Source organism: Streptomyces sp. NPDC005878 (assembly GCF_040629815.1).
Taxonomy (GTDB): Bacteria; Actinomycetota; Actinomycetes; order Streptomycetales; family Streptomycetaceae; genus Streptomyces.
Genome location: NZ_JBEXWK010000008.1, coordinates 238,685 through 253,783, shown reverse-complemented (window position 1 = coordinate 253,783; position 15,099 = coordinate 238,685). Strand labels below are relative to the sequence as shown.

The following is a 15,099-nucleotide window of genomic DNA, read 5'->3' as shown; positions in this document are numbered from 1 at the left end:
CACTGTCATACACGCGCACGCGGGCGCACGCGTGCCCGTACGGCGGACGGTCGACGACCGGCGGCCGGAGCCGGAGACGAGTAGGAGCCAGAGCGGTGCTGAGCGGGTTCAAGGACTTCATCCTTCGCGGGAACATAGTGACGATGGCCGTCGGTCTGGCGGTCGGCTCGGCGTTCACCGCCGTCGTCACCGGCTTCAGCACCGCCTTCATCACCCCGCTCATCGGCCTCGCCACCCGGTCGACGGGCGACTTCACCGCGGCGAGGTTCACGGTCGAGGGCGTTCAGTTCCCCTACGGGAAGTTCATCAGCGCGGCCATCGCCTTCCTCGTCACCGCCGCGGTGCTCTACTTCCTGGTCGTCGTCCCGATGATGAAGGTGCAGGCACGGTTCGACCGCGACAAGCCGGTCGACATCAAGGCCGCCCTGCGCGACTGCCCCCGCTGCTTCAGCCAGATCCCGGGCGTCGCCTCCCGCTGCCCGCACTGCACCAGCGAGCTGGAGCCCGACCCGAAGGCGCTGGAACTCGCCGGACTGCCCGCGCCGCGCTGACCCACCCGTACGGAGTAGGGCGCCCTCCGGCGAGCACAAGGGAACCAGCGGACCTCGTCTGGCGTTGACCAGTACGGGAGCGTCCACTGGAAAGTGGAAGGACCATCAGGCAAAGGGTTCCCCTGCCGCACCACTTGGAGGGCGTACCGTGCACCGCCGGCACAACGGGCTGAGGACCGCCCTCCTTCTCGGAGGACTGTCCGCGCTCATCATCGTCATCGGCAGCTTCTTCGGGCGTACGGGGCTGATCGTCGCGCTGCTCGTGGCGCTGGGCACCAACGCGTACGCGTACTGGAACAGCGACAAACTGGCCCTGCGGGCCATGCGCGCCCGCCCGGTCAGCGAGTTCGAGGCGCCCGGGCTGTACCGGATGGTCCGCGAGCTGTCGACGGCGGCGCGTCAGCCGATGCCCCGCCTGTACATCTCGCCGACCCAGGCGCCGAACGCCTTCGCGACCGGCCGCAACCCCCGCAACGCGGCGGTGTGCTGCACGGAAGGGATCCTCCAGATCCTCGACGAGCGCGAGCTGCGGGGAGTGCTCGGCCATGAGCTCAGCCATGTGTACAACCGGGACATCCTGATCTCATCGGTGGCCGGAGCCCTCGCCTCCGTGATCATGTTCCTGGTGAACTTCGCCTGGCTGATCCCGGTGGGCCGGTCCAACGACGACGACGGCCCGGGGATCTTCGGCATGCTGCTGATCATGATCCTGGGCCCGCTGGCGGCGTCCGTCATCCAACTGGCGATCAGCCGCTCGCGCGAGTACGAGGCGGACGCCTCGGGGGCGCAGCTGACCGGCGACCCCCTGGCCCTCGCCAGCGCCCTGCGCAAGCTCGACGCGGGCACGAAGCAACTGCCGCTGCCGCCCGAACCACGGCTCGAGACCGCGAGCCACATGATGATCGCCAACCCCTTCCGCCCGGGACAGGGTGTCTCCAAGATGTTCTCGACACATCCGCCGATGGCGGAGCGCATCGCCCGACTCGAACAGATGGCAGGTCGCCGCCCGTGAAGACAATCCTGAACGTCATTTGGCTGGTCCTGTGCGGCTTCTGGCTGTTCCTGGGCTATCTGCTCGCAGGCGTCCTGCTCTGCGTCACGATCATCGGCATCCCCTTCGGCCTGGCGGCCTTCCGCATCGGCCTGTACGCGCTCTGGCCGTTCGGATACACGGTGGTGGACCGGCGGGACGCCGGCGCCGCGTCCTGCGTCGGCAATGTGCTCTGGCTGGTCCTGGCGGGCTGGTGGCTGGCGCTCGGCCACATCGTCACGGGCTTCGTGCTGTGCGTCACGATCATCGGAATCCCGCTGGGCATCGCGAACTTCAAGCTGATCCCGGTCTCACTGCTCCCGCTGGGCAAGCAGATCGTGCCGACGGACCAGCCGTTCTACCGGTAGCCGAACCGGCGAAAAAAGTTATCCACAGGGAAAAGGGCAGGTCAGAGTAGCTCCGGCCCGATTGTCGGCGGTCTGGGCCACCATGGGGCCATGACCGAGAACGAGAAGGTGTCCCAGCGGTACGCGGCCGGGTTCCACGGCCGAATATGAGGCGCGCGCGGCGCGGCCGCGCGAGGGGGCAGGGGGGCGTGGGGGGCCACGCCTCGGCGGCCCCTGCTCACCGCGAGCGCAGACGCCCCCGCACTGCGTACGCGACCGCCCCCACGGCCAGCACCGCGCTGCCCGCCGCCACCGACGACGGCGGGAGCGCGAAGGCGAGCAGCAGGCAACCGGCCAGTCCGCAGGCCGCGAGCGGCCGCCCGCCGCGGCCCGGCCCCAGGGTCCAGGCCGACGCGTTGGCGATCGCGTAATAGACCAGCACGCCGAACGACGAGAAGCCGATCGCCCCGCGCAGATCGGCCGTCGCCGCCAGCACCGCCACCACGGCGCCCACCGCGACCTCGGCCCGGTGCGGCACCCGGAACCGGGGGTGTACGGCGGCCAGCGCGCCCGGCAGATGGCCGTCCCTGGCCATCGCGAGGACCGTGCGCGAGACACCCAGCACCAGCGCCAGCAGGGACCCGAGCGCGGCGACCGCCGCCCCGGCCCGCACCACCGGCACCAGCCCCGGCGCGCCCGCCGCCCGCACCGCGTCGGCGAGCGGCGCCGTGGCCGACCCCAGCCCGCCCGCGCCCAGCACGGAAAGGACAGCGACCGCGACACAGACATAGACGACCAGCGCGATGCCGAGCGCCAGGGGAACGGCGCGCGGGATCGTCCGGGCCGGATCACGCACCTCCTCACCGAGCGTGGCGATCCGGGCGTACCCGGCGAACGCGAAGAAGAGCAGCCCCGCCGCTTGGAGCAGCCCTGCCCCGCCCCCGGACAGCCCGACGTCCGGGTGCCCGGCGCTGGACGACCCCAGGCACGCCGCCACCACCGCCGCGAGGACCGCGAGCACCAGCGCCACGATCGCCCGCGTCACCCACGCCGACTTCCGCACGCCCCCGTAGTTGACGGCGGTCAGCGCCACCACGGCCACGACCGCCACCAAGTGGGCCTGTCCCGGCCAGACATAGGCACCCACGGTCAGAGCCATCGCTGCACACGAGGAGGTCTTGCCGACGACGAACCCCCAGCCCGCCAGATACCCCCAGAACGGCCCCAGCCGCTCACGCCCGTACACATACGTGCCGCCGGACGCGGGATAGCGGGCGGCGAGGCGCGCCGAGGCCATGGCGTTGCAGTACGCGACGGCCGCGGCCAGCGCCAGCGCGGCCAGCAGCCCGGTCCCGGCCGCGTGCGCGGCGGGGGCGAGGGCGGCGAAGATCCCCGCGCCGACCATCGAGCCCAGGCCGATGACCACGGCGTCGAAGACGCCGAGCGTGCGGCGCAGTTCCTGTGTCATGCGCCGCACCCTAGCCACCGGGCGCAACCGCGCCCCACGAGGGCCACGTCCTCCAGGACGACCCCACAGGACACACGCACACGACATGAGACGGCCCCTCGTGGGTCGGCATCGCACGAAGGCAGGTTCAGGACATGAGCATCGTCAGCTGGATCCTCCTCGGCCTGCTCGCCGGAGTCATCGCCAAGATCCTGCTCCCCGGGCGGGATCCGGGCGGTCTGATCGGCACGACGGTCATCGGGATAGCGGGCGCGTTCGTCGGCGGCTGGATCTCGGCACGCTGGCTGGACCGTCCCGTCGCCCACCACTTCTACGACGGCGCCACCTGGGCGGCGGCGGTCGGCGGCTCGCTCGTGCTGCTGATCGCCTACCGCATACTCTTCGGCAACTCGCGCGACCGCCGCTGAGCCAGCCGCAGCCCTTCAGCCGACGAGCCCTTCAGCGTGCCGGCCCTTCAGACCAGGCATCCAGCTTGCCGGCCCTCCGGCCGACCAGCCCTGCGCGCGGTCAGCCCTTCAGGCCGGTCTCACGGAGGGTCAGATTGAGTCGGCCCGTGGCCAGTCCGGTCGTCGACGGGTCGCCCGTGCCGGGCAGGACCTTCGGGACGCCGTGGTAGGCGAAGCGCGAGGGGCCGCCGAAGACGAAGAGGTCGCCCGAGGCCAACTCGACATCGGTGTAGGGGCGGCCCCGGTCCTCGGTGTTGCCGAAGCGGAAGAGGCAGCTGTCGCCGATGCTCAGGGAGACCACGGGCGCGCCGGACCGCTCGTCCTTGTCCTGGTGCATCCCCATGCGCGCGTCGCCGTCGTAGAAGTTGATCAGCGCGGTGTCGGGGGAGTAGCCGTCCCCCGCGGCGGGGTCGTCGTAGGCGTCGGCCACGGCGGCGCGGCCGAGCGCGGCGAGCCAGTCGGGGAAAGGGGCGACGGGCCGGCCGTTCACGTCACCGGCGGTGCGGGTGTACCGGTAGGGCTGCCAGTGCCAGCCGACGCAGACGGTCTGCACGGACATGACGCCACCGCCCGGCAGCACGGTGTACCGGATGGGGACGGGCCCCCGCGCCCACTCCCGGCAGGCGGCGACCAGCTCCCGTTGCCGTTCGGGCGGCAGCCACCCCGGCACGTGCACGGCGCCGGGGGCGACGACGGTACGGGGCCGGGGGAACAGGGCGTCGCTCATCGGGCGGGCCTAGCGCAGCCCGCCGGGGCCGACGGGGCTGACGGGGCTGATGGAGATAGCGGCGCTGACGGGGCTGACGAAGCTGCTCTGATCGCCAGGACCGGGGTGGCTCCCGGGCGCCGCCCCGGCCACTTCTCCACCCCGAGGGCCCGCCACCCCCGCCAGGGCCCCTTCCAGACCGAGGAGGTGTTCCTTGCGGGCCAGGCCGGCCGCGTACCCCTTCAGGGTGCCGTCGGAGCCGATGACGCGGTGGCAGGGGCGGACGACCAGGGCGGGGTTGCGGCCGATGGCGGTGCCGACCGCGCGCACCATCACCGGGGAGGAGCCGATGCGGCGGGCGATCTCCCCGTACGAGGTGGTGACCCCGTACGGAATGGAGTCCAGCTCCGTCCAGACCCGCCGCTGGAAGTCGGTGCCCGCGCCGGGGGCGTACTCGATCTCGAAGCGGGTGAGCCCACCGTCGAAGTACGCCCGCAGCTGGCGGACGATCTCCTCGAAGGCCTCCGGCGCCCGCCGCCAGCCGTCCCGGACGACGGCGGCGCCCTTCTGGCCGGGCATGGAGAGCGAGACCAGCGCGGTCCCGCCGTTGGCGGTGGCGGACTCCTCGCCGACCAGAAGCAGTTCCCCCAGCGGGCTGTCGAGGGTCGCGTAGACCGTCATCGCACGTTCCTTTCCTCGCGACGAGTCGTACGAGCCGCACACGTGTCGCGTGCGAGTCCGTACGTACGAGTTCCCTGCGTACGCGACCGAGTCTGCGACCCCCGTCCGGCCCGTGCTGGCGGGAATCGGACAGTGCGTCCGAGGGTCAGCGGTAGTTCACGAACTGGAGCGCGAAGTCGAAGTCCTTGCCCTTGAGCAGCGCCTGGACGGCCTGGAGGTCGTCCCGGCTCTTGGAGGAGACCCGCAGCTCTTCGCCCTGCACCTGCGCCTTGACGCCCTTGGGGCCCTCGTCGCGGATGACCTTGGCGACCTTCTTGGCGTTCTCCTGGGAGATGCCCTCCTCGATGGAGGCGAAGATCTTGTACTCCTTGCCGGAGAGCTGCGGCTCGCCGGCGTCCAGCGCCTTGAGCGAGATCCCGCGCTTGACCAGCTTGGTCTGGAAGACGTCGAGGATGGCGTTGACGCGGTCCTCGGAGTTGGCCTCCATCAGGATCTTCTCGCCGGACCAAGAGATCGACGCGCCCACGTTCTTGAAGTCGTAGCGCTGCGAGATCTCCTTCGCCGCCTGGTTGAGGGCGTTGTCGACCTCCTGCCGCTCGACCTTCGAGACGATGTCGAAACTGGAGTCGGCCATGTCCTGTGGCTCCTTGTATCGGGGGGCGTGGGGGTACGGCCTGGCTGCCGAACCGCTGCCCCAAAGCCTAGCCACCCGCACCCGCCCGAAGCGCTGATCAACCGGGTGGCGGAGCACCCCCGGTCATCAGGTATCGTTTACGTCGTTGCCAGGGAGCACCGCCGAAAAGCGGCCTCCCACCGGCGACATCCCATGGCGGTGTGCCCGAGTGGCCAATGGGAGCGGACTGTAAATCCGTCGGCTTAGCCTACCCAGGTTCGAATCCTGGCGCCGCCACGCGATGTGAGACCCCCGTTGAACTGCGGAAACGCAGCTCGGCGGGGGTCTTCTCGTTGTCCGCGTGCCGCCACCCCGGGAACTGGGTTCGGCAAGGCCCCAGAGGGTTCGCGGGGATGCGAAGGAGGGGTCGGGCGCGGGTGACCAGTCTCACCCGTACCCCGAATCACCGCCCCTCTCGGTGGGCGCTCGGCGCGGCCCAGTGCGGGCTTGGGCGGGGTGGTCCGCCTCTCTCGGACGACATTTCTGTGGGGGCGCTCGGGTCCCGTATTGGCGGAATGTGCCTTATGTGGCCATGGCGAAGGGTGGCGCTTGAAGGGGTGAGTCCTGTGGCGGGCGTTCGCGTGATTCCGGGGCGGCAGACTTTCCTCCGACGTCGGGCTGTAACCGCTATCTGACGTTCCGTGCCGCCAAGGGTCCGTGGGAGTGGGGGGACACGCCCGCGTATGTGGGCCCGGCGTGGCGTGTGACGGCACCGCCAAGACCGTGAGGAGGCGAGTGCACGTCGGTGACGTGCACGAATTCAGCCATGTTGAGTTCAGTCATCAAGGATGCCGGTGCCCACTACATAGCTGAGGTGATGTTCGCGATCACCGCAGTCGTCGTCGGGTTGCTGCGGTCCACGTGGCGTCGCCGGCCGCGCCTGATCCGGGAGGCGGGAGGCTCGGCTTCCGAAGGTCTGATCGAAGGGTCCTCGGATGCCCCGGGCACCTCGCGACTGTGCGCGACCGAACACGACTCTCCGCCGCATACGTCGTCCAAAAGACGACAGGGGGAGTCGTCATGAAGACGACACGTGCCGCACGACGTGCGCAGTATCCCGAAGCGGAATACAACCGGGACCGGGCCTGGGGACGGTTACTGGAATCCCCGGGCGGAGTGCGACGGCATTCCCGGTCCGGGAGTTCGGCGTCCGAGCCCACGCTGCTGGAAGTCGCCCGCGCCTATGACCGGATCTGCCAGCGGGCCCGGGGGATCATCCAGCCCGATGTCGAGGAAACGGACATCCTCGCCACACTCATGGTCATCCGGATGCTCCGGGACAAGCTGGAAAGCGATGAACTCCGGCTGATCTCCCTCGCCCGGACCAAACGGATCACCTGGGAACGCATCGCCGACGCCCTCGAACTGAGCGGCCGTCAGTCGGCGGAGCGCCGCCATCTCCAACTGACGCGAGCCCAGCGCGCCGACGGCACCCTGCCGCGTACACAGAACGAACGCGTCGAGTCCGTACGCGAGCAGCGCAGCCGGCGGGCCGAGCGGGACTGGGCCCTGCGCCACGGGGAGTTGATCCGGGGTCTGGCCGCCCGGCTCGCCGCCGTCGACGGGCTCCAGGCGCGCGTCGACCGTTCCCACGAAGCCCGCATACTCAACGCGCTGGAGGGCTCCCGCGAACGCGGCCCGCAGGACCAGGGGAAGCCCATGCGGCTCGTGTGGCCGCAGGCGCTGCGGGACTGCCTCGCCGAGGACGAGCGCTTTCGCGCCGCCCCGCGCAAGAGCGCCAAGCCGGCCGCCGATCCCGCCTGGGAGCGCCAGCAACAGGAAGCCGACATCCTGCACCGACTGCTCGGCCTGATCAGTTATGCCACCAATCCCAGGAACATCGATCTTTCCGATCTTCCGGAACTCTTCCGGGAAATCGTCAAGGTCCACGGTGAATACCAGCAGCAGACCAGGGTGCGTCGATAAGGGCGGTTCTTACTGCGGACGCGGCGGAGGAAGAGGGAGGAAGGGGGCGGGGGCAGGGAACGGTCAGTTCCCCGCCACGTCCTTCACCGCCACCATCACCGGCACCGTCCCGCTGATCGCCTCCAGCGTCAGGCCCGCCGTCGCCGGGGTGTCGATCAGTTCGGCCAGCAGGGCGGCCACGTCGTCCCGGGGGATCGGGCCGCGGCCCGTCGACGCGGCCAGGGTGATCAGACCCGTGCCGGCGTCGTTCGTCAGCATCCCGGGGCGCAGGATCGTCCAGTCCAGGCCGGGGCGGGCCCGTACCGCCTCGTCGGCCGAGCCCTTGGCCCGCAGATACGCGTCGAAGACCTCGTCGCCCTCGTGGCGCGGGTCGGCGCCCATGGAGGAGACGACCAGGTACCGGCGTACGCCCGCGCGCTCCGCCGCGTCCGCGAACAGGACCGCCGCCGCACGGTCCACCGTCTCCTTGCGGGCCGCGTCGCTGCCCGGGCCCGCGCCCGCCGCGAAGACCGCGGCGTCCGCGCCCGCCAGGACGGCCGCGACCTCGTCGACGGACGCCGACTCCAGGTCGAGGACGACGGGCTCGGCGCCCGCCTGCCGCAGGTCGTCCGCCTGTTCCGGCTTGCGGATGATCCCCGCGACCTCGTCCCCGCGCGCCGACAGCAGCCGTTCGAGCCGCAGCGCGATCTGACCATGACCTCCTGCGATGACAATGCGCATGCTCCCGACCGTACGCCCGCGCGCCGCTCGCCGCGTCCCCGCACGCCCCTTCGGGGGTGACCGCCGCGCCTCCGCACCCGGTCCCGCACGCCCTTCGGGGTCACCGCCCGCGCCCCGGGCCCCGGCGCATCCCCGCACGCCCCGCACCCCACCCCAGCGCCCCGGGCGCCCCCAGGCACCCGGGCCCGCAGGCGCCGCCTACCCCCCGTCCATCCGCGACTGCCGCGGCAGGTCGAGTGCCACCACCGCCGCCGAGTCGCAGTACTCCCGTACCGCGCTCGTCCGGGCCACCACCCGGCCGCGGTGGATCACGATGCGGCTGTACGCCAGGGACAGCACGCCCGCGATGCGTTCGCCGCGTACGGCCAGGAGCTCCGCCGGGAAGCCCGCCTCCACGCGGACCTCGGCCAGCCCCATCGCCTCGCGGGCGGCCGTGCTCACCGCGGCGTAGGCGTCCTCGGGGCGCAGGCCCGCCTGGGAGGCGAGGAGGTACGCGGCCTCCAACGGGTCGCCCCGGCCCACCGGGTTGGCCAGGTCGCGCAGCGCGCCGCCGCCCGCCGCCACCGGAACCCCGGCCGCCCTCAGCAGCCGTACGGGAGGCATGCCCTGACGGCCCGTGCCCTGGCGTTCCGTCATGCCGCAGCCGCCCTGCGGCAGGCAGATCACCGCGACGCCCGCCGCCGCGAGCTGGTCCGCCGCCCGCGCGGCCGCCTCCTGGGGAAGCCGCGAGAGACCCGCGCAGGGGCCGATCGCCGCGCCCGGGCGCAGGCCGGCGGTCATCGCCGCGAGGCGGGCGAGGCGCGCCGGGTCGTCGCCGTCCGTGTGGAGGTCGACCGCGCAGCCGTGCTCGGCGGCGATCTCCAGGACGGCCTCCGTGTACCCGGCGGGGTCCGGGTCGAGGTCCGGGCAGCCGCCCACCACCGACGCGCCCATCTTCACCGCGTCCCGCAGCATCGCGAGCCCGTCGGCGCCCGCGACCCCGGTCAGCAGCCGGGGCACCGCCACCACGTTCAGCTCCGCGAGCCCGCGCAGCGAGCGGCGGGTCTGCAGAGCGGCCTCCAGCGGCCCCAGCCCCCGTACGTCGTCGATCCGCACGTGCGAGCGCAGCGCTGTCGCGCCGTGGCCGAGCTGGAGCAGGGCGGCCTCGGTGGCACGCCGCTGGACGTCCTCGGCGGCGTACGAGACCGGGCCCTCGGGGCCGAACGCGGTCAGCGCCGTGTCGCTGTGCGCGTGCGGCTCGGCGGGCGCCGGGAGCAGCAGGAAGCCGTTCAGGTCGACCTTGGAGAAGTGCGCCGCGAGGCTGCCCGCGGTCCCGACGGCCTCGATGCGGCCGCCGCCGAGCCGGACGTCCACGGTCCGGCCGTCGGCGAGCCGGGCGCCGGACAGCAGGAGCGTGGCGGCGGCCTCGGCGGGGCCGTCCCCGGCGCCGGACGAGTGGGCCGGCTGCTGCTGGCTGTCGGACATCGCGCTCCAGGTGGTCCTCGGGGCCCCACGGGGCCTTCAGGGCAAGATCACGCAGCGTGAGCAGAGCCTAGGGGCGAGCCCCGCGCGCATCGAGGAGGAGCGCAATAGTCGTACCGGTGTGGCCACGAGTGGCGTACGGGACGCCTGGGGCGGGCCGGGCGCAAGCGGCCGAGGAGGGTGCCCCACCCGTCCCCGGACCCCCACGCGCCCCCCGCGGGACCCGCCACGCGAGGGCCCTCCGACGGCTCCATGACGGCCCGGCGAAACGGATTTGGGCGATCGGCGGCCGACCGTGTAATGTCTTCATCGCTCGCCCCAATAGCTCAGTCGGTAGAGCGTCTCCATGGTAAGGAGAAGGTCTACGGTTCGATTCCGTATTGGGGCTCTGGTGAGAGGGTCCCCGCCCACAAGCGGGGACCGGATCATCAAAGCGGTGTAGCTCAGTCGGTAGAGCAAGCGGCTCATAATCGCTGTGTCACCGGTTCAAGTCCGGTCACCGCTACTCAAAGTAGCACCAGTAGCCGATTGTGGGGTCGGTCTCCCGATCGGCTACTCTTTTATGCGTTCATCCGTCTAACCGTCCGTCCAAGGAGCACTCACGTGGCTGCCACCGACGTCCGCCCGAAGATCACGCTGGCCTGCGTGGAGTGCAAGGAGCGGAACTACATCACCAAGAAGAACCGGCGTAACAACCCGGACCGTCTTGAGATGAAGAAGCACTGCCCGCGCTGCAACTCGCACACCGCGCACCGCGAGACCCGCTAATCACGGGTCGAGCACTCAGGCTCGTACGAGAGGCCGTTCCCTGTTCCGGGGGGCGGCCTCTCGTCGTACCCCGTCGCGACGCGTCGCCCGGACCACCGTCGCCCGGATGACGGTCGCCCGGATCACCGTCGCCCAGATCACAGCAGACCACTCAGCAGGAGGTTGCGAGCCCATGGCGCTCGACCAGTCCTTCGTGGGGCGGACCTATCCGCCCACCGCGCCGTACGAGGTCGGCCGGGAGAAGATCCGTGAATTCGCCGAGGCCGTGGGGGACACCAACCCCGCGTACCTCGACCCGGAGGCCGCCAAGGCGCTCGGGTACCCCGATGTGATCGCGCCGCCGACCTTCGTGTTCACCATCACGTTCAAGGCGGCCGGCGTCGTGATCCAGGACCCGGCCCTGGGCCTGGACTACAGCCGGGTCGTGCACGGCGACCAGAAGTTCGCGTACACGCGCCCGGTGCGGGCGGGGGACCGGCTCACGGTGACCTCCACCATCGAGGCGGTCAAGACCATGGCGGGCAACGACATCCTGGACGTCCGTGGCGAGGTCCACGACGAGACCGGCGAGCACGTCGTGACCGCCTTCACCAAGCTCGTGGCCCGCGCGGCCGAGGGGGAGTGACGATGAGCGCCAAGATCCGTTACGAGGACGTGGAGACCGGCACCGAGCTGCCGGCGCAGTCCTTTCCCGTGAGTCGCGCCACACTCGTGCAGTACGCGGGCGCCTCGGGCGACTTCAACCCGATCCACTGGAACGAGAAGTTCGCCAGGGAGGTCGGGCTGCCGGACGTGATCGCGCACGGCATGTTCACCATGGCGTCCGCGATCCGGGTGGTCACCGACTGGGTGGGCGACCCGGCGGCGGTCGTCGAGTACGGCGTGCGCTTCACCAAGCCGGTCGTCGTGCCGAACGACGAGACGGGCGCGCTGATCGAGGTCAGCGCCAAGGTCGCGGCCAAGCTGGACGACGAGGCACGGACGGTCCGGGTCGATCTGACGGCGATGAGCGCGGGCCAGAAGGTCCTCGGGATGTCGCGCGCGGTGGTCGCGCTGGCGTGACGCGGCGCGCGCCCCGCGGCAGCGGGAGCGCGGCAGCGTGAGGGGGCGTGAGGGGGAGTGAACGGCCGTCGGGAGCGCGAGCGCCCGGCGGCCGTTCGCCGTTCCCGGGCGCGGGGCGTCGTAGCGCTTGACGAAGTTAGTTATTGGCCACTAACTTCGTGGGCATGGTCAGGATGAGCGCGGAGGAGCGGCGCGAGAGCGTCGTACGGGCGGCGATGAGCGAGTTCGCTCACCGCGGCTACTACGGGACGTCCACCGAGGCGATCGCCAAGCGCGTGGGTGTCTCGCAGCCGTACCTGTTCCGCCTCTTCCCGAACAAGCCGGCGATCTTCCTCGCGGCGACGCGTCGCTGCATGGAGGACACCGTGCGGATGTTCGCCGACGCCTCGCAGGGGCTGACCGGCGAGGAGGCGGTGCACGCGATGGCGAACGCGTACACCCGGGTCATCGCGGAGGAGCCCGAGCGGCTGCTCATGCAGATGCAGGTGTACGTGGCGGTCGCCGCGGCCGAGGCGGCGGGCGACCACACCTTCGGCGAGGCCGTCCGGCGCGCGTGGATGGAGCTCTGGGACGCGGTGAGCGTGCCACTGGAGGGCTACAAGGAGACCACGACGTTCCTGGCGTACGGGATGCTGATCAACACGCTGGTGGCGATGGGGTTTCCGCCCGAGCACCGAGTGTGGGAGGAGATCTACCCGAGTGCCCGGGTGAAGGGGCGGCTGCAGAAGTAGCCCCCTCGCCTTCCTGCCCGGGCGGTCCGGCGGACCTCCTGGTGGAGAGCGGCGCATACGTATGGGCTCGAAAGTTAGTAACTGATAACTAACCAACGGAACCGAACAGGGGAAGCGGGGAAGCGATGTCCGAGCAGCGGGAGATACCCGAGCAGCACGAGCAGGGGGCTGCGGAGGGGGCCGGCCAGGGGGCCGTGCAGGGGTCCGGCCGGGAGGGCGCGAAGGGGTCGGGCCAGGGGACCGCGAAGGGGTCCGGGCAGGGGTCCGGGCGCGGTCCTGAGCGAGAGGCTGATCAGGGGCCCTTGCAGGGAACTTCGCAGGGGACCGCGCCGGAGGTGGTGGCCGGGGAGGGGGCCGGTCGGCGTGGGGGAGCGGTGTGGGCGCTGGTGATCACCAGCATCGCCGGGTTCATGGCGGCGCTCGACAACCTCGTCGTCACCACCGCGCTGCCGTCGATCCGCGAGGACCTGGGCGGGGCGCTGGACGACCTGGAGTGGACGGTGAGCGCGTACACGCTCACCTTCGCCGTCCTGCTGATGTTCGGGGCGGCGCTGGGGGACCGGTTCGGGCGGCGCAAGCTCTTCCTCGTCGGACTGACGATCTTCACCGGCGCGTCCGCCGCGGCGGCGCTGGCACCCGGGATCGACGGGCTGGTCGCCGCGCGGGCGGTCCAGGGCGTCGGCGCCGCGATCATGATGCCGCTCACCCTCACGCTGCTCACGGCGGCCGTGCCGGTGGCGAAGCGGGGCCTGGCGTACGGGATCTGGGGCGCGGTCAACGGCCTCGCCGTGGCCAGTGGGCCGCTGATCGGCGGGGCACTGACCGAGCACTTCTCCTGGCAGTGGATCTTCTGGCTGAACGTTCCGCTCGGGGTGGCCGTGCTGCCGCTGGCGCGGCTGCGGCTCGCCGAGTCGTACGGGAGCGGGGCGCGACTCGACATCCGGGGCACGGTGCTCGCCAGCGGAGGCCTCTTCGGGATCGTCTACAGCCTGATCCGGGGCAACGTGGACGGCTGGAGCAGCCCGACGGTGCTGACGGGGCTGGTCGGGGGCGCGGCTCTGCTGGGCGCGTTCGTCTGGCACGGGGTCGTCAGCGCGGCGCCGGTGCTGCCGATGCGGCTGTTCCGGAGCCGGGCGTTCTCGGCGATCAACCTGGCCAGCCTGCTGATGTTCGTGGGGATGTTCGGCTCGATCTTCCTGCTCAGCCAGTTCCTCCAGGGCGTGCTGGGCTACTCGCCGACCGAGGCGGGGCTGCGGATGCTGCCGTGGACCGCGATGCCGCTGCTGGTCGCGCCGGTCGCGGGCATCCTCTCCGACCGGATCGGGGGACGGCCGGTGGTGACGGTGGGGCTGGCGCTCCAGGCGGTCGGGCTCGGCTGGTTCGCGCTGATCATGTCGCCGGACGTGTCGTACGGGACGCAGCTGCCGGCCATGACGGTCAGCGGGGTCGGGATGGCGCTGTACTTCGCGCCTGCCGCGAACCTGGTGATGTCGAGCGTGCGGCCGTCCGAGCAGGGGATCGCGTCCGGGGCGAACAACGCGCTGCGGGAGGTGGGCGGGGCGCTGGGTGTCGCGGTCCTGGCGGCGGTGTTCTCCGCCCAGGGCGGGTACGGCTCGGCGTCGGCCTTCGTGGACGGGTTGCAGCCGGCGCTGTGGGTTGGTGCGGGGGTGGTGGCGTTGGCGGCGGTCAGTGCGGGGTGTTTGCCGGGGCGAGGGTCGGGGGCCGGTGCTGATTCGGGTGCCGGTGCCGGTGTCGGTTCCGGGGCGGATTCTGTGGGGGAGGTTCGGGGGGAGGTGTTGGTGGGGTGAGGTGTGGGGGGCGGGCCGGGGGTTGAATTTCCCCCACCCCGCCCCTTCCCTGAACCCTCCGGGGGCGGCGGGGCCCGAGACGCGTTGCCCGACGGCTGCGCTCCCGACTCCCTCGGCGGGGCTACGCTCCCGACTCCCTCGGCGGGGCTACGCTCCCGACTCCCTCGGCGGGGCTACGCTCCCGACTCCCTCGGCGGGGCTACGCCCTCGCACCCCCCTTTGCGAGGCCTGCGGCCCCTGCACCCCGCTTCTTTCGTCTGCGGACCGTGCTGGGTTGCTCGCGCAGTTCCCCGCGCCCCTAACTACCTAGGGGCGCGGGGAACTGCGCGCTCAGCCACAGACGGCCCGCAGACGACCCCCGCCCCTTCGGGGGCGCGAGGAACTGCGCGACCGGCCACAGCACACCCGCAGACGAACCTCCGGCCGAACAGGGGCGCGGGGAACTGCGCGAGCAACCCTCCACCGGCTCGCAGGCGAATCTCCGGCCCGATAAGGGGCGCGGGGAACTGCGCGAGCAGCCCTCCACCGGCCCGCAGACGAATCTCCGGCCGATAAGGGGCGCGGGGAACTGCGCGACCAGCCCTCCACCGGCCCGCAGGCGAATCCCCAGCCGAACAGGGGCGCGGCCGCCCCGCCCCCGGCCCGCAGGCGAATCCCCAGCCGAACAGGGGCGCGGGGAACTGCGCGACCAGCCCACCTCCGGCTCGCAGACGCATCCCCC

The 15,099-nt window shown here is 71.7% G+C and carries 15 protein-coding genes, 3 tRNA genes and 1 pseudogene; 13 read left to right on the top strand and 6 right to left on the bottom strand.

Annotated features, from left to right (window positions below):
• Positions 1 to 95: 95 nt before the first annotated feature.
• From ABZ404_RS16020 to ABZ404_RS16010, 3 genes are all read left to right on the top strand, one after another.
• Positions 96 to 551, top strand: coding sequence for an MscL family protein (locus tag ABZ404_RS16020; RefSeq protein ID WP_358834928.1), 456 nt, complete (start codon positions 96 to 98; stop codon positions 549 to 551).
• A gap of 148 nt (positions 552 to 699) precedes the next feature.
• A complete protein-coding gene (gene htpX, locus ABZ404_RS16015; protein WP_358834929.1) occupies positions 700 to 1,563 on the top strand; it encodes a zinc metalloprotease HtpX in 864 nt (287 codons plus the stop codon).
• The gene (locus ABZ404_RS16010) at positions 1,560 to 1,949 is read left to right on the top strand and encodes a YccF domain-containing protein (protein ID WP_358834930.1); all 390 of its coding nucleotides are present in this window, start codon (positions 1,560 to 1,562) and stop codon (positions 1,947 to 1,949) included. The genes htpX and ABZ404_RS16010 overlap by 4 nt, the downstream gene beginning before the upstream one ends.
• A 217-nt stretch (positions 1,950 to 2,166) precedes the next feature.
• Here the strand turns inward: ABZ404_RS16010 and ABZ404_RS16005 are convergent, their stop codons facing one another.
• A complete protein-coding gene (locus tag ABZ404_RS16005; protein WP_358990469.1) occupies positions 2,167 to 3,396 on the bottom strand; it encodes an APC family permease in 1,230 nt (409 codons plus the stop codon).
• Positions 3,397 to 3,530: 134 nt separating this feature from the next.
• Between ABZ404_RS16005 and ABZ404_RS16000 the strand changes: the two genes are divergently transcribed.
• A complete protein-coding gene (locus tag ABZ404_RS16000) occupies positions 3,531 to 3,803 on the top strand; it encodes a GlsB/YeaQ/YmgE family stress response membrane protein (RefSeq protein ID WP_358836030.1) in 273 nt (90 codons plus the stop codon).
• A gap of 100 nt (positions 3,804 to 3,903) precedes the next feature.
• Here ABZ404_RS16000 and ABZ404_RS15995 read toward each other — a convergent pair whose 3' ends face one another.
• The 3 genes and pseudogenes from ABZ404_RS15995 to ABZ404_RS15985 all read right to left on the bottom strand — a co-directional run bounded on the left by ABZ404_RS15995 (position 3,904) and on the right by ABZ404_RS15985 (position 5,863).
• Entirely contained in the window at positions 3,904 to 4,569 is a 666-nt protein-coding gene (locus ABZ404_RS15995) for an alpha-ketoglutarate-dependent dioxygenase AlkB (RefSeq protein ID WP_358836031.1), read from the bottom strand.
• A gap of 159 nt (positions 4,570 to 4,728) precedes the next feature.
• A pseudogene (locus ABZ404_RS15990) lies at positions 4,729 to 5,229 on the bottom strand (methylated-DNA--[protein]-cysteine S-methyltransferase); the annotation flags it as partial.
• Between the two features lie 145 nt (positions 5,230 to 5,374).
• Positions 5,375 to 5,863 carry a YajQ family cyclic di-GMP-binding protein gene (locus ABZ404_RS15985; protein ID WP_101389577.1) on the bottom strand — a complete coding sequence of 163 codons (489 nt, stop codon included), beginning with the start codon at positions 5,861 to 5,863 and terminating at the stop codon, positions 5,375 to 5,377.
• Positions 5,864 to 6,057: 194 nt separating this feature from the next.
• On the opposite strand from ABZ404_RS15985, the gene ABZ404_RS15980 reads away from it, so the two are divergent.
• Positions 6,058 to 6,139 (top strand) — tRNA-Tyr (locus tag ABZ404_RS15980).
• A gap of 879 nt (positions 6,140 to 7,018) precedes the next feature.
• On the top strand, positions 7,019 to 7,828 hold the full coding sequence (locus ABZ404_RS15975) for a hypothetical protein (protein ID WP_358836032.1): 810 nt from the start codon (positions 7,019 to 7,021) through the stop codon (positions 7,826 to 7,828).
• A gap of 63 nt (positions 7,829 to 7,891) precedes the next feature.
• Here ABZ404_RS15975 and ABZ404_RS15970 read toward each other — a convergent pair whose 3' ends face one another.
• Both ABZ404_RS15970 and ABZ404_RS15965 read right to left on the bottom strand, forming a co-directional pair.
• Positions 7,892 to 8,548: an SDR family oxidoreductase gene (locus ABZ404_RS15970; RefSeq protein ID WP_358836033.1), complete on the bottom strand. Its 657-nt coding sequence runs from the start codon at positions 8,546 to 8,548 to the stop codon at positions 7,892 to 7,894.
• Between the two features lie 198 nt (positions 8,549 to 8,746).
• Positions 8,747 to 10,012, bottom strand: a complete 1,266-nt coding sequence (locus tag ABZ404_RS15965; protein WP_358836034.1) for an amidohydrolase family protein — start codon at positions 10,010 to 10,012, stop codon at positions 8,747 to 8,749.
• A 312-nt stretch (positions 10,013 to 10,324) separates the two neighbouring features.
• On the opposite strand from ABZ404_RS15965, the gene ABZ404_RS15960 reads away from it, so the two are divergent.
• The 7 genes from ABZ404_RS15960 to ABZ404_RS15930 all read left to right on the top strand — a co-directional run bounded on the left by ABZ404_RS15960 (position 10,325) and on the right by ABZ404_RS15930 (position 14,378).
• Positions 10,325 to 10,397: transfer RNA gene (locus ABZ404_RS15960), tRNA-Thr, on the top strand.
• Between the two features lie 44 nt (positions 10,398 to 10,441).
• A tRNA-Met gene (locus tag ABZ404_RS15955) sits at positions 10,442 to 10,514 on the top strand.
• Between the two features lie 98 nt (positions 10,515 to 10,612).
• Positions 10,613 to 10,777: a 50S ribosomal protein L33 gene (rpmG, locus tag ABZ404_RS15950; protein WP_003956487.1), complete on the top strand. Its 165-nt coding sequence runs from the start codon at positions 10,613 to 10,615 to the stop codon at positions 10,775 to 10,777.
• A gap of 172 nt (positions 10,778 to 10,949) precedes the next feature.
• The gene (locus ABZ404_RS15945) at positions 10,950 to 11,402 is read left to right on the top strand and encodes a MaoC family dehydratase N-terminal domain-containing protein (RefSeq protein WP_358836037.1); all 453 of its coding nucleotides are present in this window, start codon (positions 10,950 to 10,952) and stop codon (positions 11,400 to 11,402) included.
• Between the two features lie 2 nt (positions 11,403 to 11,404).
• Positions 11,405 to 11,839: a MaoC family dehydratase gene (locus tag ABZ404_RS15940; RefSeq protein WP_358836035.1), complete on the top strand. Its 435-nt coding sequence runs from the start codon at positions 11,405 to 11,407 to the stop codon at positions 11,837 to 11,839.
• A 164-nt stretch (positions 11,840 to 12,003) separates the two neighbouring features.
• Positions 12,004 to 12,570, top strand: coding sequence for a helix-turn-helix domain-containing protein (locus ABZ404_RS15935; RefSeq protein WP_358836036.1), 567 nt, complete (start codon positions 12,004 to 12,006; stop codon positions 12,568 to 12,570).
• A 338-nt stretch (positions 12,571 to 12,908) separates the two neighbouring features.
• Positions 12,909 to 14,378, top strand: coding sequence for a DHA2 family efflux MFS transporter permease subunit (locus ABZ404_RS15930; protein ID WP_358836038.1), 1,470 nt, complete (start codon positions 12,909 to 12,911; stop codon positions 14,376 to 14,378).
• Positions 14,379 to 15,099: the final 721 nt, after the last annotated feature.